Source organism: Silvibacterium acidisoli (genome assembly GCA_022870745.1).
In the GTDB taxonomy this organism is placed as follows: Bacteria; Acidobacteriota; Terriglobia; order Terriglobales; family Acidobacteriaceae; genus Silvibacterium.
Genome location: CP085323.1, coordinates 1,613,490 through 1,631,782 on the forward strand (window position 1 = coordinate 1,613,490; position 18,293 = coordinate 1,631,782).

At 59.0% G+C, this 18,293-nt stretch carries 19 protein-coding genes; 10 read left to right on the forward strand and 9 right to left on the reverse strand.

The genetic code is table 11. The annotated features are described in order from the left end of the window. Positions 1-13: 13 nt before the first annotated feature. The 3 genes from LJD29_RS06640 to infC all read right to left on the reverse strand — a co-directional run bounded on the left by LJD29_RS06640 (position 14) and on the right by infC (position 5,125). A complete protein-coding gene (locus tag LJD29_RS06640; protein WP_446744964.1) occupies positions 14-2,167 on the reverse strand; it encodes a molybdopterin-containing oxidoreductase family protein in 2,154 nt (717 codons plus the stop codon). A 39-nt stretch (positions 2,168-2,206) separates the two neighbouring features. After that, a complete protein-coding gene (locus LJD29_RS06645; RefSeq protein WP_446744965.1) occupies positions 2,207-4,357 on the reverse strand; it encodes an ATP-binding protein in 2,151 nt (716 codons plus the stop codon). Positions 4,358-4,483: 126 nt separating this feature from the next. Further along, positions 4,484-5,125 carry a translation initiation factor IF-3 gene (gene infC / locus LJD29_RS06650; RefSeq protein ID WP_446744966.1) on the reverse strand — a complete coding sequence of 214 codons (642 nt, stop codon included), beginning with the start codon at positions 5,123-5,125 and terminating at the stop codon, positions 4,484-4,486. 300 nt (positions 5,126-5,425) lie between these two features. On the opposite strand from infC, the gene LJD29_RS06655 reads away from it, so the two are divergent. Further along, positions 5,426-5,926 (forward strand): response regulator, encoded by a 501-nt coding sequence (locus LJD29_RS06655; protein ID WP_446744967.1) that lies wholly within the window; start codon positions 5,426-5,428, stop codon positions 5,924-5,926. A 7-nt stretch (positions 5,927-5,933) separates the two neighbouring features. Here LJD29_RS06655 and LJD29_RS06660 read toward each other — a convergent pair whose 3' ends face one another. Next, the gene (locus LJD29_RS06660; RefSeq protein ID WP_446744968.1) at positions 5,934-6,242 is read right to left on the reverse strand and encodes a zinc-ribbon domain containing protein; all 309 of its coding nucleotides are present in this window, start codon (positions 6,240-6,242) and stop codon (positions 5,934-5,936) included. 284 nt (positions 6,243-6,526) lie between these two features. Beyond that, positions 6,527-6,724: a 30S ribosomal protein S21 gene (gene rpsU, locus LJD29_RS06665; protein ID WP_050061011.1), complete on the reverse strand. Its 198-nt coding sequence runs from the start codon at positions 6,722-6,724 to the stop codon at positions 6,527-6,529. A gap of 111 nt (positions 6,725-6,835) precedes the next feature. Between rpsU and LJD29_RS06670 the strand changes: the two genes are divergently transcribed. Further along, positions 6,836-7,432, forward strand: a complete 597-nt coding sequence (locus LJD29_RS06670) for an HAD family hydrolase (RefSeq protein ID WP_446744969.1) — start codon at positions 6,836-6,838, stop codon at positions 7,430-7,432. Here the strand turns inward: LJD29_RS06670 and LJD29_RS06675 are convergent. Both LJD29_RS06675 and LJD29_RS06680 read right to left on the reverse strand, forming a co-directional pair. Next, positions 7,429-7,995 (reverse strand): methyltransferase family protein, encoded by a 567-nt coding sequence (locus LJD29_RS06675; RefSeq protein ID WP_446744970.1) that lies wholly within the window; start codon positions 7,993-7,995, stop codon positions 7,429-7,431. The two genes, LJD29_RS06670 and LJD29_RS06675, sit on opposite strands and share 4 nt — an antisense overlap. Positions 7,996-8,001: 6 nt before the next feature. Then, a complete protein-coding gene (locus LJD29_RS06680; protein ID WP_446744971.1) occupies positions 8,002-8,676 on the reverse strand; it encodes a hypothetical protein in 675 nt (224 codons plus the stop codon). Between the two features lie 185 nt (positions 8,677-8,861). Here LJD29_RS06680 and LJD29_RS06685 point away from each other — a divergent pair, with 185 nt between their 5' ends. Continuing rightward, on the forward strand, positions 8,862-9,245 hold the full coding sequence (locus LJD29_RS06685) for a four helix bundle protein (protein WP_446744972.1): 384 nt from the start codon (positions 8,862-8,864) through the stop codon (positions 9,243-9,245). Between the two features lie 54 nt (positions 9,246-9,299). Here LJD29_RS06685 and LJD29_RS06690 read toward each other — a convergent pair whose 3' ends face one another. Beyond that, complete coding sequence (locus LJD29_RS06690; protein WP_446744973.1) at positions 9,300-10,106, reverse strand: rhomboid family intramembrane serine protease; 807 nt, start codon at positions 10,104-10,106, stop codon at positions 9,300-9,302. Positions 10,107-10,369: 263 nt separating this feature from the next. Here LJD29_RS06690 and LJD29_RS06695 point away from each other — a divergent pair, with 263 nt between their 5' ends. After that, the gene (locus LJD29_RS06695; RefSeq protein ID WP_446744974.1) at positions 10,370-10,561 is read left to right on the forward strand and encodes a hypothetical protein; all 192 of its coding nucleotides are present in this window, start codon (positions 10,370-10,372) and stop codon (positions 10,559-10,561) included. Beyond that, on the forward strand, positions 10,558-10,899 hold the full coding sequence (locus LJD29_RS06700; RefSeq protein WP_446744975.1) for a carboxypeptidase-like regulatory domain-containing protein: 342 nt from the start codon (positions 10,558-10,560) through the stop codon (positions 10,897-10,899). Before LJD29_RS06695 ends, LJD29_RS06700 begins: the two co-directional genes overlap by 4 nt. A 73-nt stretch (positions 10,900-10,972) precedes the next feature. Here the strand turns inward: LJD29_RS06700 and LJD29_RS06705 are convergent, their stop codons facing one another. Then, a complete protein-coding gene (locus tag LJD29_RS06705; RefSeq protein WP_446744976.1) occupies positions 10,973-12,847 on the reverse strand; it encodes a 30S ribosomal protein S1 in 1,875 nt (624 codons plus the stop codon). Between the two features lie 535 nt (positions 12,848-13,382). On the opposite strand from LJD29_RS06705, the gene LJD29_RS06710 reads away from it, so the two are divergent. From LJD29_RS06710 to LJD29_RS06730, 5 genes are all read left to right on the forward strand, one after another. Beyond that, on the forward strand, positions 13,383-13,733 hold the full coding sequence (locus LJD29_RS06710) for a PadR family transcriptional regulator (protein WP_446744977.1): 351 nt from the start codon (positions 13,383-13,385) through the stop codon (positions 13,731-13,733). Further along, complete coding sequence (locus tag LJD29_RS06715) at positions 13,730-14,107, forward strand: hypothetical protein (protein WP_446744978.1); 378 nt, start codon at positions 13,730-13,732, stop codon at positions 14,105-14,107. The genes LJD29_RS06710 and LJD29_RS06715 overlap by 4 nt, the downstream gene beginning before the upstream one ends. A 58-nt stretch (positions 14,108-14,165) precedes the next feature. Beyond that, positions 14,166-15,473 (forward strand): NCS2 family permease, encoded by a 1,308-nt coding sequence (locus LJD29_RS06720; protein WP_446744979.1) that lies wholly within the window; start codon positions 14,166-14,168, stop codon positions 15,471-15,473. Between the two features lie 169 nt (positions 15,474-15,642). Then, complete coding sequence (locus LJD29_RS06725; RefSeq protein WP_446744980.1) at positions 15,643-16,350, forward strand: DUF4397 domain-containing protein; 708 nt, start codon at positions 15,643-15,645, stop codon at positions 16,348-16,350. Positions 16,351-16,479: 129 nt separating this feature from the next. Further along, complete coding sequence (locus LJD29_RS06730; RefSeq protein ID WP_446744981.1) at positions 16,480-18,228, forward strand: hypothetical protein; 1,749 nt, start codon at positions 16,480-16,482, stop codon at positions 18,226-18,228. Positions 18,229-18,293 lie beyond the last annotated feature (65 nt).

The window sequence follows — 18,293 nt, forward strand, 5'->3', positions numbered from 1 at the left end:
GGCAGAGTGCAATTCAGTAGACGATTTCTGCCCCTGTTTCGGGAGCGGCCTTCCTCACTTCTACCAGAGTGGAGTAAAAAGTAGCTCCGCCGCCAATGTCTGTCAGCCGCTGCGAGGTCAGCAGATTCACGTTATTTCCGCCCGGAGAAAGCTTGTTCCAGTTCAAACGGGAGGCGACCACCCCCTCGGGAACCCCCTCAGTTAATACAGCCTTCAGAATCAGGCTGCCCCGGCCATTGAAAACCTCAACTTTGTCTCCCTCGCGGATTCCCCTGTGGCCAGCATCGATGGCGTGCATCTCCAGGATGCCGTGGCGGCCATTTTCCATCTTCCGGTGACCGGGCAGGTTGGCAAAGGTGGAATTCATGTAGTTATCGGCTTTGCGGGGCAGGAATTCGAGCGGGTAAACGGCCGGCTCCTGATGACGCGACTCGACCGGTGGCCGGAAGCCCGGCAAGGGATCGAGCCCGGCAGCGGCGAGCAGCTCGGAATAAAACTCTCCCTTGCCGCTCGGGGTCAGGAAGCCGCCATCGGCGAACGGCAAAAACGGCTTCCCCTCAGCCTCGCATTCGAACTTCATTCGCATGCATCCACCGGCCTCTTCGAGAGCTTTTTCGGTAATGCCTGCCAGCCATGCCGGCTGGTCACCGTCTTCCCGGAGCGCCTGCCGGATCAGGTCCTCGGCGGTGTCCTGGAAGCATGGCTCAGTGAACTCCATCCGCTGCGCGAGCGCGCTGAACAGATCGACGTTCGAGCGTGCCTCGCCCAACGGCTCAATCGCCTGGCTTGAGAGCTGGACGTGGTAGTGGCCGTAAGCTCCCTGAAAATCCTTGTGCTCAAGAAAGGTGGTGGCAGGAAGCAGGATGTCGGCGTAGTCCGCCGTATCGGTAAAGAACTGCTCGTGCACCACGGTGAACAGATCTTCGCGCTTCAGCCCGCGCAGCACCTGCGCCTGATCCGGCGCGACCGCCGCAGGATTCGAGTTATAGACAAAAAGAGCATGCACGCGCGGCGCGTCCAGTTCCGTCAACGCCTGCCCCAGCTGCGACATGTTCACAATCCGGGCATGCCGCTTAAGCGGGCTCGACAGCATCAGTTCGGGACGCTCAAGGGCATGCTTATCCCAGGGGAAAGCCCCGCTGGTCGAAAGCTGCAGACCGCCGCCGCGGAGCTTCCATGCTCCCGTCAGCAGCGGAAGCATCGAAACCGCCCGCGCGGCCGCTCCGCCGTTTTCAGATCGCTGAATGCCGTAGTTCATACGAATGACTGCCGGCGCGGCCGCGGTATATTCGCGAGCGAGCTGCTCGATTCCAGCAGTGGGCACGCCGGTCCAGAGCGCAACCCGTTCGGGGGTGTAATCTTTGACTCGCTCTCTCAGCGCGTCGAATCCATGGGTGTGGCTGGCAACGTAACCGGCGTCGTAGAGACCGTCGCGGATCAGCACGTGCATAATGCCGAGAGCGAGAGCTACGTCGGTACCGGGACGGATCGCAATGTGCCAGTCGGCGAGCTTCGCCGTACGCGTGGCATACGGGTCGATTACGATCAGCCGCGCCCCCTTGCGGCGCGCCTCCTCGATCACTGGCCACAGGTGAATGTTGTTGCCATGGATATTCGCGCCCCATGCGATGACCAGCCTGGCATAACGGAAATCTTCAGTATCCGTACCGAGCTTGCGGCCATAAACGGAGACGAATGCGTCTCCGCCCGCGGAGGAGCAGATCGTACGGTCGAGCTGCGAGGCGCCGAGGCGGTGAAAGAAGCGGCGATCCATCGAGCCGTAGCCAAGTACGCCAATGGTGCCGGCATAGGAATATGGCAGGATCGACTCAGGCCCATATTCGTCGCTAACGGCCTGCAGACGCGCTGAAATCACGTCGAGCGCTTCATCCCACCCGATACGCTCGAAGGCCTCCATCTCCCGCCCCTGCGGCAGCGGTCCCTTGGGCACGCCCGCGCGACGGCGCATGGGGTATAGAAGGCGGTCGGGCGAGTAAACGCGATCGAGATACTTCGCGACCTTCCCGCAAAGGAAGCCCCTGGTTACCGGATGACTGGGATCGCCCTGGAGACGAGTAGCGCGGCCGGCATCGTCGATCGTTACCAGCACTCCGCACGAGTCCGGGCAGTCATGGGAGCAGACGGCATGGACGGTGCGATCGGGCATGTTTCATTTTAGAGGTTTGCTGGCGGCAAAGAACAGCTTTCAGCAGACTTTGCTGTAAGGCAGCTCTATGGTGAAAACAGCCCCGTGAAAGCGAGGATGAATGTGGCTTGCGACAGTCAGTTTGCCGTGATGCTTTTCAATCAGCCCGCGACTCACCCAGAGGCCCAGGCCGGTGCCGGAGTCGCGCTTTGTCGTAAAGAACGGCTCGAACAGGTGGCCAAAGTTCTCGTCGGAAATCCCCGGCCCCTGGTCAAGGATTCGGACGACAATCTTGTTTTCAGCGCGATGAGCCTCGATGTGAATCTCGCCGCCGGTTTCGCTGGCGTCGATGGCATTTGCGATCAGGTTGGTGATGACCTGGCGAATTTCCCCGGGCACCACGCAGGCAGTGATGTTGGACTCGATCTCCGCCGTCAGGTTAAGCATCTTTGCCATGGCGTTTCTGCGATAAAGCTGCTTGACCTCGAGGGCAATCTCGCCGATATCCGCCGGCTGCGGCGACGCGTTTTCGCGATAGAAACCTAACGTCTGGCGAACGATCTGCGCAACTCGCTGCATTTCGTCGGAAGCCATGGCCAGGTAGCCTCGCGTGGCCTCGTCCAGCTCGGTCGACTGCTGGGAAAGGTAGACAAGATTGGTGACGCATTCGAGCGGATTGTTGATTTCGTGCGCGACTGTCGCAGCCATGCGTCCGGCCGTCGCCAGTTGCTCGGTGCGGCGCAACTTCTCTTCCGCAAGCTGCTGATCGTGGACGTCGACAATGATGCCCACCCATTCCCGCACGCATCCCGATTCGTCTTTCATGGGAACAGCGCGGACGGTGCAGTGCCGGTATGTTTTCGAGGCCGCGTGCCAGACGCGCGCGCCATGCGTGTGGGTGCAGATGTCGCCCATCGACCACAACAAATCGTTGAGCATCCGCTGGCGATCGTCGGGATGCAGGGCCTCTGCCCAACCATAATCGCGGTGCTGCTCCCACGCCTGCCCGGTATATGCCGCCCATGCAGGCTGAGGCTCTGTAAACCTGCCGGATGAGTCGATCGTGTAAGCCAGCGCGGACGTAGCCTCGGTCAGCGAACGATAGCGCGACTCACTCAGGCTGAGCTCGCCGTACAGCGTAGCGTTTTCGATCGCCGCGGAAGCCCTTCGTGCCAGCTCCTCCGCGAATTTCAGGTCGTCTTCGTTGTAAGGTGCGGATTCAACACCGCGAGTCAGGCGCATCACGCCGAGCGTGTGGCGGTGAGTCTTCAACGGAACGAGGATCTGAGAGGAGATCCCTAGCTGCCGCAGCATGCGCAGATGCTCCGCACTCCTGGCGGTACTTACCAGATATTCGTCGGACATCAGCGCGCGAAGCCTTGGAAGCCCCGTCTCCGCTACGATTGCCGAGCCGCTGCCATCATGCAGCCGCTGCGGATAGGTGTTCGTAAACTCGCGAATCTCCCGCTCCCTTGCAGGATCTTTATGAGCGACAGCGACGGCGGGCAAGTTTTCGCCCTCGAGAATGCTGACCGTGCAGCCGTCGGCGAATTGGGAAACCGCCATGCGCACCAGCGAATCGAGGGTCTTTCTGTAATCGAGCGAAGAAGAAAGAACCACACCCGCTTCGGCCAGAAGAGCCAGCCGCGCCCGCTCGCGTTGCTCCCCTTCGCGCAGTGCCGCCATACGTAAGGCCGAGGCAGCAAGGTTGCCCAGCACACGCGCATTGTCGAGCTCTTCAGGCGTGAAGATGTGCGGCTCGCGAAAATAAAACGCGATGCTGCCGCGAAAACCAAAGAGGGCGCCGGTGGCAGCATCCTTGCCCATTTCCAGGCCAACCATCAGAAGGCTGCGGATGCCCTCGGCTGCGTACCACTCCAGGCGCTCGGCCACAGCCGGCTCGGCGGTTACGTCTTCCACAACCAGCAACTCGGCATCGTTTCGCAGGATGTGAAAGCTCCACTCGCCTTCGTGTGTGTTTGTTATCCCATGACAGGCCAGCAGCTGCCAGAGACGGCGGTCCCCAAGATCCTGCCAGACGGCGTACCCGTCGGCAGCCATCAGCAGCCTGGCATAATGCAGGACGCTCGCAGGTTGAAATGTGGATTCATTGCCCGACAGCAGGGCAGACGACGCCTCGACCAGCGCGCGCCGCGCGCGCACAGCCAGATCCTGACCAGATGTACCGATCGTTGCCTCTGTCGATCCCATATTGTCCGGCTAAGGTACGGACAGTTTAGCGAAGGATTTCCCGTTTCCGCACCGGAAAAGCAGCCGGGACTAATTTACTACCGGGCTGTGCTCGAATGACAACCCGGCAGTAATCGAAAGAGAAATTTAGGATTGTGCCGTCTGTGCCGGAACAGCGGGAGCGACAGCCTTTGCGGGCGCAGGCGCCGGAGCGGGCTTCTTGGGAGCTTCCTTCTTTCCCGGGGCGAGGATGGCATGCAGAGTCGTGCCTTCCATGCGCGGCATGAACTCAACCACGCCGGCATCGCCGATGTCCTGGATCAGGCGGTTGATGATCGCGTAGCCGAGCTCGCGGTGCGCCATCTGGCGGCCCTTGAAACGCAAAGAGGCCTTCACCTTGTCGCCTTCGGTCAGGAAGCGGACAGCCTGGTTTTTCTTTGTCTGGTAGTCATGCTCATCGACAGTGACCGAGAACTTGACTTCCTTGATGATGATGATCTTCTGCTTCTTGCGGGCGGCGCGGTCGCTCTTATCCTTCTCGTACAGGAACTTTCCGTAGTCCTGGATACGGCACACCGGCGGCACCGCGTTCGGTGAGACCTCCACGAGGTCCAGACCGCGCTCACGGGCGATCTTCAGAGCTTCAAACGGGGGCAGAATTCCTAACTGCTCACCGCTGTCGTCAATGACGCGCACTTCGCGGGCGCGAATTCTTTCGTTAATGCGAATAAACTGCTTGGCCGAACGCTTATCGATGGGTTTCCTCCACTCATTCCGTGGGCCTGCCACGTAGCTACTCAGTATATATGCTGGCCCGTTTTTTGTGACGCCGAGCCGGGGGGAAAGGGATGCCACCCCTCTGCGGCCGTTCCATAAAGTGACACACAAAGGTGACACAAGCGCCCTCACGCCGGGTCAATACTGCGTAAATCGCCTATCTGCGTTATTCACCGACAGATGCGCGTCTTCCGGCCATGATATTCTTCCTCGTTACCGCACCCACCAGGTGGGTAAGTACCGTTCGCGTCACAGTCACGACACGTTGGCGCTACAGAAGAATTACAAAAGAAAGACTCAGGTTCCCTTTATATGAAACGACGTCTCCTTCTGGTCGATGATGAACTTGCCATCCTGCTGACCCTGCGCGCCATTTTTGAAATCAACGGCTTTGAGGTGGAAACTGCCGCCTCGGCCCGGGAAGCGAAGCAGAAGATCAAGAACAGCCGTTTCCACATGGTTATCACCGATATGCGCATGGAAAGCGAGACCGCCGGCCGGGAGGTAGTCCTGGCCGCGCGCAACGCTTCTTATAAACCCGCGGTCGCCATGCTGACGGCTTTCCCGATAGAAGGCGCTGGCGACAGTTCGGAAGCTGACGAGGTACTCGTCAAGCCGATGAACACCAACGACCTGCTGATCCAGATCGAGGCCATGCTGGTCTCCCACCAGGACAAGCAGGTTCCAAAGCCTGCTCCACTCGTTGTGCAAAAAAAGAAGACTGCAGCTAAGAAAAAAGCGCCCGCGAAGAAGATCGCAGCAAAGAGCAAGCCCCGGACTGCCGCGAAGCGTCCGCTGACCAAGAAGCCCTAGCCCGTACTCAACCCTGGGTAGCCGCCCGCACCACCGGCGGCTGCATCGGAGCTTTCATCTGGAAGCACTGCCTGCACAGCACCGGCCGCCCCTGTGTTGGTTTAAACGGAACGGTTGTTTCCATTCCACATTGGGAACAAACGGTACGCGTCTCCGGCCGGCCATTGCCCCCTGAGACACGCTTCGCTTTACAGCTCTTACACCGCTTGGGGTCATTCTTAAACTGCTTATCGTGAAAGAACAGTTGTTCCCCGGCGGTGAATACGAAGTCGTTCCCGCAATCGGCGCACTTCAAAACCTTATCTATGAAGTCCATCTCACATCCCACATCTGCCCGCACCCTCGTGCCGGACAGATCCGGCCTACGACGTGGCCGGCGCTTTCCTGGCTTATATGGCTTCTTTGAAGATTTGCAACGAGGCCCGAGCCGCGTGAAGGATGCGGCGAATCTCCATTACCGGATCGCGGGATGGAGCGAAACTATGACGCATGATCGATGGAACGTTAAAAGAACTCGATCTGCCAGCACGCCGGCGGCAAACGCGTGGGACGTTCGGCCATGCCGGCGTGTCAGAGATATTGCTGTCTTGCTTTCCTTGCTTAGTCCTGCTCTTTACGAGCCTTCTTACGATTCCGCTTGCGTGCCAGCGCTTCTTTCACACGCTTCTTTTCGCCGGGCTTCAGGTAGAAGGAATGACGCTTCACTTCCTTGATGATGTCTTCCTGCTGTACCTTACGCTTAAACCGACGCAACGCATTTTCTAGCGGCTCGCCTTCCTGCACACGAACCTCTGCCAATGAACTACACCCCCAAACCGACCCCGCATGGGCTTTATCAGTTTACCGGGAATTTGATAGTCATGCACAGGAAATTCCATCAGACTATAAATCCATGAAAAAATAGCTCCCATGAAACTTCCTCTGCCCGGCGGCCCCTACAAAGCCTACCTGTTCGACTGCGACGGCACCATCGCCGACTCGATGCCGTTACACTACGTAGCCTGGAGCCGCGCTCTCGGTGAGTGGAACTGCGAGTTTCCCGAAAAAATCTTTTACGAATGGGGCGGACTGCCGGTCCCGCAGATCATTTCCCAGCTAAATGCCGACAACGGCCTGAACATGCCAGTCGACGAAGTGGCGGAGCGCAAGGAAAGCTATTACTACGAAATCCTGCCCCAGCTGCAGGCCGTGGCGGAGGTTGTCGAGCACATCCACGATCAGCACGGAAAGATTCCTTTCGCCGTAGTCTCAGGCAGTTCCCGCGAGAGCGTCACCGCATCGCTTGAGTCCCTCGGCCTGCTGGATCGCTTCGATACACTCGTGTGCGCCGGGGAATATACAAAGAGCAAGCCGCATCCTGAGCCTTTTCTGAAGGCAGCAGAAAAGCTCGGCGTGGCGCCTGAAGACTGCATCGTTTTCGAAGACACGGAGATGGGCATCCAGGCCGCGAAGGACGCCGGCATGGCGTGGGTTAAAGTGCCCCCGCCGTGGGAGCGCAACTACTAGTAGATACCGGGAATCAGGCGCCGCGTGGTCCGGCTATAGGCAGCGTACCGTTCGCCGAAAGCCCTCAGCAGCGCCGCCTCCTCCACATGCATGCGGTAAATCAGCGCAGCGAGGGTGGGAGTCAGCACGATGGCGAGAGCCAGCCAGTTTCGCGCATGCAGGCCGACCGCTGCGAAGATCAGCACGAGACCGAGGTAGGACGGATGCCGGACAACGCGGTATAAGCCAGTCGAGAGCAGCGTCTGCCCCTGCCGTACGGCAACATTCACGCTGAATGCCTTGCCTAACTCGAGAATGGCCTTCCAGCGAACTGCCAGACCGAGCGCGAAAACGGCGATACCAGCTATTTTCAGAGAATGCCCACCTGGCATGGTGGGAGCGGAGACTTCCCCGATCCATTGCGCCGCCGTTACGGAAGACGCGATCGCTGCCCAAAGCAGCAGCATGGACCCGCGATCCTGAATATCTCCGCCCGCACGGCGAGTGCGTGTCTTGATGACGAGACAGATCTCCGAAGCGAGCCAGCCCCACATCATTGTCTGCCAGATTGTGGAGAGGCTCATTGCGGCTTACTTGTGCAGCGAACCCACGCGATAGACGATACCGACCGACCCGGCGAATTCGTTCTGCAACGCATAGCCGTAGCGGGTGGGCTGGTAATCGGCTGTGAAGCGAACGGCCCAGCGGGGACGCAGGTTGTAGTCGCTCCATGCGCCGAAGGCTCCGCCCCAGGCCAGCTTGTTATTGAAGATGCCCACCTGGTTCGGGGTCACGCCCTGCGGGAAATCCTTGTCAAAGGATCCATAGGCGGCGCCGATGAGCGTATGCAGACCCACGGTATAGTTCTGGCGGCGCATAATGCGGAAGGTCGGACCAAAGAGGAACAGGTGCTCCGACATGGAAGCGTTCGTCGGGATATTGAAATCGTTGCCTTGCAGATCGAGGTTGCCGTAAAGACCGCGTACGCTCGTTTCGATACCCCATGACGGACGGAAGTAAACCGTCGCTCCGCCATTCCAGCCGAGCAGGTTAATGGCGTGCACGTTGCGGCCCGAGCTCGGATTGAAGTGAGAGTACTGCGCGCCGCCGGTTACATCCCAGCGGTTGTTGTACTCGTCAAAACCGGCTACCGGCGCAACTGCTGTCACCTGGGCTGAAGCCCGCGCTGCAAATCCAAAAGAAGAAACCACCAGAGCGGCACACAGGAAACGGACAACGGCTTTCACGCGGATCTGAAACCTCACAGAATGGACCAGTCCCGAAATACGGGGCCTAAACTCTCACAATACACGAATCAAGGCAGCTTTGGGCCGGTCAGCTTTGAAACGGCCGGCTAACCGCCTTTTCGCTAAAGAGCGGTTAGCTTTGTCTTTCTTCAAACCTTGGTGCCGTTGCGTGGATTGATCGCCAAGTTTCTGATGAGTTCATTATGAAAACACGGCACTTCCGGGAGTTGCAGGTTTGGCAGCGTGGGATGGTTCTTGCTCAGAGCGTCTACACCCTGACCCGAGACTTTCCTCAAGAAGAACGATTTGGATTGACCATCCAACTGCGCCGTGCTGCGGTTTCAATCCCCAGCAACATCGCTGAGGGTCATGGTCGCGGCTCGGATACTGCATTCGCGCATTTTCTGAGAGTGGCGAAAGGATCGTTGTTTGAAATGCAGACCCAATTGCAATTGAGTGCGAATCTTGGACTGGTAAAGCCTGAGCCAGTGGACGCCCTGCTGCATGAAACCGAAGAACTCGCCAAGATGCTTAACGGACTACTGCGAACCATCACCGTCGATACAAAACCGCTGACGGCTTCTTAGCTGGCCGGAATGAGCTGTCCGTATTTCAGCGGACCGGGGGTCCGCTGCCCTTCATCAGTTCATCCAACCGCGATCCTTAGGGTCCTTCTCCGGATCCACGTAACGGCCTTCCTTATCGAAGTGAACCTCGCGGTTCTGCTTGCGCATGTAGACCTCGAACTTACGGGCAGCACGACGGCGTTTCCAGCGATAGTACTGGTTGCGCCATCCGAACCACTTCTCGGAGCTGGCGCTGGCGAAGCCGCGACGGGGACCGAACTTGATGTAGAGAAATCCGAAGAGCGCTCCTCCGAGCTGCGAAAAAGCAAAGGCACGCTGGGTGGAGAAGAGCGAAGCCAACGTGATGAGCAGATACACAGCCACCAGGTATTTGGCCTTGATCATCATGGGCAGCGGAAACATCATGAACTGCGAATCCGCATAAAGAACGCCAAAGGCGATCAGAAGCCCGAAAATCCCACCGTAGCAACCGGTAAGCAGCACGGTTTCGCTTGGCATGGCCAGCGAAAGGCCTACAGCTGCCAGGCCCGCGCCGAGCACGGAGGCAAAATAGAGCTCCGCGACCCAGCGTGCGCCGTGGCTCGACTCGAGGAAACTGCCCAGGAACCACAGGGACAGGAGCTCAAAGGCCGTATTCAGAATGCCCTGGTGGACAAAACTGTAGGTAAGGAGCTGCCAGAGGCGGCCGTGCAGCACAAACTGCGGTACCAGTCCTACCCATGCCTCAATCGTGAGAGCAGCTGGCGCCGAGGCGATTCCCAAAACGAGCAGGACAAAAAAAGCGGCCAGGTTCCACAGGATCAGCCTGCGAGTAAAGCCGCGGAAGTCGGGGAAAGCTAGGATTCCGGATGAGCGTGGCATACGTTGTCCCCACCCATTGTCTCACTGGCTCCCTATCCTTTGGTCACAGGACATGAAGGCGGATACCGATTTTCTCTGCATCCAATTCCCTTTTCCCAACGTCAGAGGGAAAGAAGCTGCGTAAGCTTCATGACTCGTTGTTAAGCGTGCGTTTCATGAAGCTGGACGCTTGACGCGCCGGGCGGTTCTCTTCAACACTAACGGTGTTGCAAGTGAAACGTCACTGAGTACGAATCTGATTGCTGTAACTGGGAGGAATTCCTATGCCACTTTGTCCTGAATGTGAAACTGCACTGGATATCGATGACGACGAAGTAGATGAAGGCGACGTCATCCTGTGTGATGAATGCGGTACCGAATACGAGATTGTAGGTACCGATCCGATCGAGCTCGCCAAGGTTGAAGAGGACTACGACGAGGAAGACGATGAACCGGTAGATGAGGAAGAAGAATGAGGAAGTCAGTACGGCTGACCGGACTGGTACTTGTTCTGCTTCTGAGCACCGCTCTTTTTGCGCAGGCTAAGGGCCCCAAGTCTCTCGAAGGCAAAGTCTGGAGCGAGAGCAGCACTCCCATCTCCGGCGCCATCGTGTACCTTCAGGACTCGAAATCGAACAGCATCCGGACCTTTATCTCGACCAAAGACGGGGAATACCGCTTTGGCCAGCTCTCTCCGGATATCGACTATCAGGTCTGGGCCCAGTACAAGGGATCGAAGAGCCCCTCGAAGACGGTCAGCTCATTCGATTCGCGCAAGCTGGTCACGATCGACTTCCACATGAAGAACGAGTAGCACTTCAGCTTTCTCTTCGATACGCAAAAGGCCACCGCTGAGCGGTGGCCTTTTACCTGGGATTGACCCCTGTTTACTGCTCGCGCTTCCAGTTCATCAGGTCGCCGAGCGTGGTGGTCGAGCTGGAGACAGGAGCCTTGTAGGCTTCCACGTCCGCGCGGCTCGCTTCTTCGCCGACTGCACGCAGGCTGAGACCGACCTTCTTCTCGTCCTGGTTCATCTTGATGATCTTGAAGTCATGCTCCTGCCCCTGCTCGAGCTTGACCGGCACGTTCTCTCCATCGGTCGCTTCCGAGATGTGGCAGAGACCTTCCACACCTTCCGCGATTTCGACGAATGCGCCGAACTGAGCCGTGCGCAGAACCTTGCCGTGCACCACATCGCCAACGCGATGCTGCGCGAAGAAGGTATCCCACACGTCGGGCTGCAGCTGCTTGATGCCGAGCGACAGGCGGCGGTTCTCAGGCTCAACGCCCAGAACGACTGCCTTGACCTTCTCGCCCTTCTTCAGGACTTCCGAAGGATGCTTCACGCGCTTGGTCCAGCTCAGGTTGCTCACGTGGACCAGTCCATCGATACCGTCTTCGATCTCGATGAAAGCGCCGAAGTCGGTCAGGTTGCGAACACGACCCTCGACATTGGTGCCTGCGGGGTAGCGGGCAACCAGGTTCTCCCACGGATTCTCGAGGAGCTGCTTCATGCCCAGCGAGATGCGGCGATCGGACGGGTTCACGCTCAGAACGACCGTCTCCACTTCGTCGCCCGGCTTGACCAGCTTCGACGGATGCTTCATCCGCTTCGACCAGGTCATTTCCGAGACGTGGACCAGGCCTTCGATGCCCTGCTCCAGCTCAACGAAGGAGCCGTAGTCGGTTACCGAGAGGACGCGGCCGCGAACACGGGCGCCGATCGGGTAACGCTCGACGGCGTCGAGCCAGGGATCAGGCGTGAGCTGCTTGAAGCCAAGCGAGACGCGCTGCTTGTCTTTGTCGAACTTGAGGACCTTCACCTGGATCTCGTCACCGACGTTGACCAGGTCGCGCGGGTGCGTCAGGCGTCCCCACGACATATCTGTGATGTGCAGCAGGCCGTCGATGCCGCCCATGTCGACGAATGCGCCGTAGTCGGTCAGGTTCTTGACGGTTCCGGTGAGGATGCTGCCCTCTTCGAGGTGCTCGAGAGTAGTCGAACGCTTGGCGTTCTGCTCCTCCTCGAGAATCTCCTTGCGCGAAACAACGACGTTGCCGCGCTTCTTGTTCAGCTTGATGACGCGAACTTCGATCGGCTGACCGATGTAGGCATCCAGGTTGCGAACCGGACGAATCTCCAGCTGCGAACCCGGCAGGAATGCCTTCATGCCGATGTCGACAGTCAGACCGCCCTTGACGCGACCGAGAACGATACCGGTTACCGGGGTCTTTTCGTTGGCAGCCTTTTCGATCGTGTCCCAAGCGCGGTGGCGCTGCGCCTTCTCGTAGCTCAGAAGGTATCCGCCTTCGGATTCCTCGCGCTCAATCACAACCTCGACCGCGTCGCCTGCCTTCAGCTTGGGCTGGCCGGTGTGGTCCAGGACCTGGTCAAGCGGAATCAATCCTTCCGACTTCATGCCCACGTCGACGACCACGTGCTTGTCCGTAATCTTGATTACGGTGCCAGACACGACTATGGTATCGTCAAAGGACTGCGCTGCGGCCTCTGCTGCCTGCTCACGGTCAAAGCTCTCGAGGGCGGCGGCGAAGTCTTCCATGCTGCCGAAGTCGAGATCTTCCTCGTTTGTTTCAGGTGCAGCGGCAACAGGCTCAGCTTGCGAAGCGGAGGAGGTTTCCGGGTTGTGAGTGAGTTCGATGGACGAATCGTTGTGATCCGTCGCGGCTTCCAGCGTTGGGGTTTCCAGTTCGGTGTTCAGAGGATTGCTCTCGACTTGTTCAGGATTAAGGACGTCTGCCATAACTGCCAGCTCCGGGATTCGGTTGGCGGGTCCCGCAATTCCGCCCTGCAGTCTGGGGAATGTGCTGGTCAGTAAAATCAACCGGCTTCGACGCTGCAGATTTCTTCGCGGTGTCTCTTTAGATTCAGGAAGAGGCTGCGAAGATTCGGGGATCTAAAGCTTCCTTCTCTCCCATATCCGGGCGGAGTTCCGGGGCAGAAGGCGATGAGTGTTGGCCAGTGATGATTGGCCCGGCACTACGTCGGCCCTCCCCCTCAGGAGTGTCCGGCAGGCAGGGATGTCGAAGGAGCGGCGATCGAGACCTCGCGTTGAAATCCCTTCCACGAGGCCACATCAAAACTATAGAAGCCCGCTGTTGGGGCTGTCAATTCAACAGCATGGCAATGTCGCGAAAGATACCGTTTCTTAACACTCGCGAGCATTCCTTTGCACCACCTTCGGAGCAAAAAAGCATTCTAATCCCGTTTCCGGAAGTTTTTGAAGAAACTTTTCGCGATTGACATCCCCTCGGAATCCGATATAACGTCGTTCGAGTATGAAATCTGCCGAAGACAATCCGCTTCCCCTGTCGCCGCCAATCCTGCACATCCTGCTGGCACTCAGCGCCGGCGACCTGCATGGGTACGGCATCATGCTGACGGTTGCGAAGCAGTCCGGCGGCGAATACAAAATCGGTCCGGGAACGCTTTACGACAACATCAGAAAGCTGCTCAACCTGAAGTGGATTGACGAGTCGATGGAGGGCGACGGAGAAGACTCCGCCCGCCGCGTGTATCACCTGAACCAGAAAGGCCGTGCCGTGCTGGTCTCGGAAACGGAGCGCCTGGCGCAGGTGCTTCGCGAAGCACGCCGCTGTCTGAAGCTGAATCCGGGCAGGCAGGCATGAAAAAAACAGCCCGCGCTTTCTACCGCCTGCTCCTGGTTCTCCACCCCGCACAGTTCCGCGAAGAGTTTTCCGCTGAAATTCTCCGCGACTTCGACGAGATTCTGACCCTGCAAGGTCCATCTGCACTTTTCGCCGACGCGCTGTTGTCGCTCGCCCGGCAGTGGACACAGTCCGGCCTGCCCGACGAAGCCACTCCCGAAGTGGAATTTTCCCTGCTTGGCGGCAGTTATGTCGCACTGGCGCAGAACAGGCTCACGCTCTTCGATCTTCTGCGCGGCTCCGTGCTTTCGACTGCCCTGTTCTTCTGGTTTGGGGTCAGCTCCACGCCGGAGACCTTTCGCTCCTTCCTTACCTTCCTGCACACGCTTCTGTAGCCTCGCGCAATTAGCGGTTTGTCGCATCGCTACCCGCGGCTATGCTCTAAGACACAACATGCGCGCTGCCCTGGAACGCTACTTTGAGTTCTCCCGACTGGGTACGAACTGGAGGACGGAGTTTTTCGCCGGCCTGACCACCTTCGTCACCATGGCTTACATCGTGCTCGTGAACCCGGCCATCCTGGCGCAGGCGGGCATGCCGCTGCCGGCAGTGACCGCTGCGACCTGCCTTTCGGCTGCTTTTGGCTGCATGCTCATGGGCGTGATTGCGCGCTATCCGATCGCTCTGGCACCGGGCATGGGACTGAATGCGTACTTTACCTACACGGTTGTGCTGCGCATGCATGTGCCGTGGCAGACCGCTCTGGGAGCCGTCCTTGTTTCGGGTGTGGCCTTTCTCATGCTCACAGCGCTGGGAATTCGCCAGCTGATTCTACGCAGCATTCCTAAGGAGCTTTACGCCGCAGTCGCAGGCGGCATCGGGCTTTTTATCGCACTGATCGGACTGCACAATGCAGGCATCATAGTGTCGGACTCGACGACGCTGATTGCCCTTGGCGACCTGCGTTCGCCCCAGACCGCGCTGGCGCTCGCCGGGGTGATCCTGATCGGAACGCTGCAGGTGTGGAAGGTGCGAGGCGCGCTGCTCTTTGGGGTAATCGGGATCACGCTCGCCGCCGTGCCTTTTCACCTGGTGCACTGGCATGCCTCCTCGTATCGCCTGACAGATATCACGCTGACTGCCGGAAAACTCGATCTGCGCTCTGCGCTGCACGTCGGACTGCTGGAAATTGTGTTCGTCTTCTTCTTCGTCGACCTTTTCGACAATCTCGGAACACTTGTAGCGGTTGCAAAGAAGGCCGGCCTGGTTGAGGCGGACAATTCCATCCCGAGGTTGAACAGCATTCTTTTCGCCGATGCGGCAGCGACAATTGCCGGTTCGCTGGTGGGCACATCCACGGTGACCAGCTATGTCGAGTCGAGCGCCGGGGTGTCGGCAGGCGGGCGATCGGGAGTGACCGCGATCGTGACAGGATTGTGTTTCATCGCCGCGCTTTTTGCTGCGCCGTTTGTGGGCATCGTGCCGACGGCAGCCACCGCGCCGGCGTTGATTATTGTAGGCAGCCTCATGATCTCGACGCTCAGCGAAATCTCCTGGACTGAGCCGCTGTCGGCGATCCCGGCATTTCTTACGCTGATCATGATTCCGCTGAGCGCTTCGATTGCGAACGGCCTCGGCTTTGGTGTGATCGCATACGCCTGCGTGCATATTCTTGGCGGTAAGTTCCGCCGTCAGGACTGGCTGCTTTACCTGCTGGCGGTGTTATTCCTGGCTCGATTTGTCTATGTCTCGGCGGCGTGAGGCGAGCAAGGAGTTGTGATTGGCGTCAACGGCTAATGCGGAATCCCTGATGCCTAATCCCCTGCTCTTAGGTTAAGATCGGCAGCAGCAATCCAATAACTTGTTGCCCGGCCTGCGTATGCCATCAGCCTCATCCCGTTCACGTCGTGCGTTTTCGATCTTCATCTCTTTGCTTGCTAGTGCGACGCTGTTTCTTTCCGGCTGCGAAAATGTCGCCAACTCATCCCATCCGGTAACGCTGGTGCGCATGATCGACGCTTCCTACCAGGGCCACGCTTATGACGCCTACCAGGGTTCAACGCCCATCGCGGTGAACTTTGCCGGACCGAGCGTCGGCAGCTACGCGTATCTTTCTCCGGGCGCGACGACGATCAAGATCGTGCCGACAGGCAAGCCGCAGACCACCGTCACGTCCGTCACAGGTACGTTTACAGCGAGCGAGCAGCACAGTGTTTACATCACGGATAGCAATGGCGGCATAACCGCTCAGGTTCTGACCGATCAGAATGCGGCCGGACCGGGCGGCGATGTTTCGTTGCGTTTTTTACAGCAGGCGACCGGTGCCGGAAATCTCGACATCTATCTTGCCGCCGATGGCAGCTTGCCGGTGGTGACCGGAACGACGGCGCTCGACCTTTCGAAGGCCAAACCGCTGCTTTCCAGCGAGGCCGCTGGTTCGGTTTCGAGCTACTATAACGTGCCGCCCGGCACCTACGACGTCATCGTCGTGCCTTCAGGGGCAACCGATACTTCCGCCGGATACGTCAGTTCCGCAACAGCCCTGACTGCGGGACAGGTTCGCACCCTGCTGATTGTCGACCAACAATTGTTGGCTACGCCCCCGGTATCGGTCATCACCGCTGACGATTACAACTGAGCAGAAATCGCGCAGATTTATCGATGTTATCGAAACCGTTACCTGCCTGATTTGAATAAGATACGGAATTGCGAGTAGTATCCAGCCGCGGCCTCTGCAGGCCGCATCTAGTGTTAGCTGGAGAACTCTATGAGTAAGGCATTGAAGTCTCTTCCCTTTTTCGGCCTCGCGCTGGTGATCGGCACAGCGGGATGCCATAGCAATCCGGAACAAAACCCACAACAGGCCACGAGCACTGAAGCCTCCCAGGTCAGCAATGACGCTGGGGACCCCGCAATGCAGGCAAACCTTGCTCCCGCGGTAGCCGTAAGCTCCGGAGCAGCAGCACCAGCAGCTCCGGCGCAGAGCGCTCCGGCACCCAGAAGTTCAGCGCAGCAGGAAACCGCGCCACCACCTCCTGCTGACTCCGGCCAGCAGAGTGCTCCAGCTCCCGCACAGAGTTACGCTCCGGCGCCATCGCAGACTTATTCCGATCAGGATTATTCGGACCAGGATTACGACTACAACGCACCGCCGCCTCCGGATGAATCCGTACAGGAGCAGCCGGTGTATGCCTCAGAGCCTCCGCCGCCGATGCCGGAGTACGATCAACCTGAATGCCCGGGCGACAACTATATGTGGACGCCTGGCTACTGGAACTATGCATCGGCGGGATACTTCTGGGTTCCGGGAACCTGGCTGCTGGCGCCTTATGTGGGTGCCCTCTGGACGCCTGGATACTGGGGCTACTACAACAACCGTTACCTCTGGCACCACGGTTACTGGGGTCCGCACATTGGCTTCTATGGCGGAGTGAATTACGGCCACGGCTATTCCGGCGTGGGTTACCAGGGCGGCTACTGGCGCGACAACAATTTCCTCTATAACCGTTCGATCACACGCGTCAACACAACGGTCATCAATAACACCTACATCCACAATGTGACCATCATCAACAACAACAACCGCGTGAGCTATAACGGCGGACGCGGCGGCCTGATGACGCGTCCACTGCCTGCCGAGCGTGTGGCGCGGCAGGAGAGCCACATGGGTCCGCTGCCCGCGCAGATGGCGCACGTGCAGCAGGCCGGCCAGGACCGTCAGAACTGGGCCAGCGTGAATCGCGGACGTCCTTCTGTAGCGGTAGCGGCTCGTCCTTTGCAGACCAATTACCGTGCTCCGGCGGCGACACCGCAGGTCGTCCGACAGCAGGTGCAGCAGGAACGTGCCCATCCGCCGGTCGTACAGCAGCAGCCGGTACGGCCGATGCAACCGAACAATGCTCGTCCCGGACAGCCGGCAAACAATGTTCGCCCCGGACAGCCGAATCAGCCTGGGCAGCGGCCAGGACAACCCGCGAATAACGTACGTCCAGGTCAGCCGAACAACAACGTACGGCCCGGACAGCCTAACCAGCCGGTAAATCACCCTGGACAACCGGTGCAGAATGCACGTCCTGGTCAGCCTGCGCAACAGCAGAGGCCCGGACAGCCCCAGCAGCGACCGGGACAACCAGCCAACAACGTAAGACCGGCGCAGCCTGCGAACAACGCGCGTCCAGCTCAGCAGCAACAGCGTCCGCCCGCGCAGCAGCAACAGCGTCCGCCCGCGCAGCAGCAACAGCGTCCGCCCGCGCAGCAGCAACAGCGTCCGCCCGCGCAGCAGCAACGCCCGGCACAACCGGCAGCGCGCCCTGCACCGCAGCAGCAGCGCCCTGCCCCGCAGCAACAGCGGCCTGCCCCGCAGCAACAGCGGCCCGCCCCGCAGCAACAGCGGCCTGCCCCGCAGCAACAGCGGCCCGCACCGCAGCAGCAGCGGCCGCAGGGGCATCCGGCTCCGCAGGCTCATCCTGAGCAGCATCCGCAGCAGCACGAGGAGGAGCATCGTCCAGGTGTTTAATGCGGTCCTGATGTAAACGAAAAGGAGAGCCTCGCGGCTCTCCTTTTTTGTTTCGCTAAACCGTT

Coding starts and splice junctions, on each gene's coding strand:
- LJD29_RS06685 (WP_446744972.1), top strand. CDS start 8,862: ATGAAAACACGGCACTTCCGGGAGTTGCAGGTTTGGCAGCGTGGGATG.
- LJD29_RS06660 (WP_446744968.1), bottom strand. CDS start 6,242: ATGGACTTCATAGATAAGGTTTTGAAGTGCGCCGATTGCGGGAACGAC.
- LJD29_RS06730 (WP_446744981.1), top strand. CDS start 16,480: ATGAGTAAGGCATTGAAGTCTCTTCCCTTTTTCGGCCTCGCGCTGGTG.
- LJD29_RS06720 (WP_446744979.1), top strand. CDS start 14,166: ATGCGCGCTGCCCTGGAACGCTACTTTGAGTTCTCCCGACTGGGTACG.
- LJD29_RS06695 (WP_446744974.1), top strand. CDS start 10,370: ATGCCACTTTGTCCTGAATGTGAAACTGCACTGGATATCGATGACGAC.
- LJD29_RS06670 (WP_446744969.1), top strand. CDS start 6,836: ATGAAACTTCCTCTGCCCGGCGGCCCCTACAAAGCCTACCTGTTCGAC.
- LJD29_RS06690 (WP_446744973.1), bottom strand. CDS start 10,106: ATGCCACGCTCATCCGGAATCCTAGCTTTCCCCGACTTCCGCGGCTTT.
- LJD29_RS06715 (WP_446744978.1), top strand. CDS start 13,730: ATGAAAAAAACAGCCCGCGCTTTCTACCGCCTGCTCCTGGTTCTCCAC.
- LJD29_RS06700 (WP_446744975.1), top strand. CDS start 10,558: ATGAGGAAGTCAGTACGGCTGACCGGACTGGTACTTGTTCTGCTTCTG.
- LJD29_RS06675 (WP_446744970.1), bottom strand. CDS start 7,995: ATGAGCCTCTCCACAATCTGGCAGACAATGATGTGGGGCTGGCTCGCT.
- LJD29_RS06655 (WP_446744967.1), top strand. CDS start 5,426: ATGAAACGACGTCTCCTTCTGGTCGATGATGAACTTGCCATCCTGCTG.
- LJD29_RS06640 (WP_446744964.1), bottom strand. CDS start 2,167: ATGCCCGATCGCACCGTCCATGCCGTCTGCTCCCATGACTGCCCGGAC.
- LJD29_RS06645 (WP_446744965.1), bottom strand. CDS start 4,357: ATGGGATCGACAGAGGCAACGATCGGTACATCTGGTCAGGATCTGGCT.
- LJD29_RS06710 (WP_446744977.1), top strand. CDS start 13,383: ATGAAATCTGCCGAAGACAATCCGCTTCCCCTGTCGCCGCCAATCCTG.
- LJD29_RS06705 (WP_446744976.1), bottom strand. CDS start 12,847: ATGGCAGACGTCCTTAATCCTGAACAAGTCGAGAGCAATCCTCTGAAC.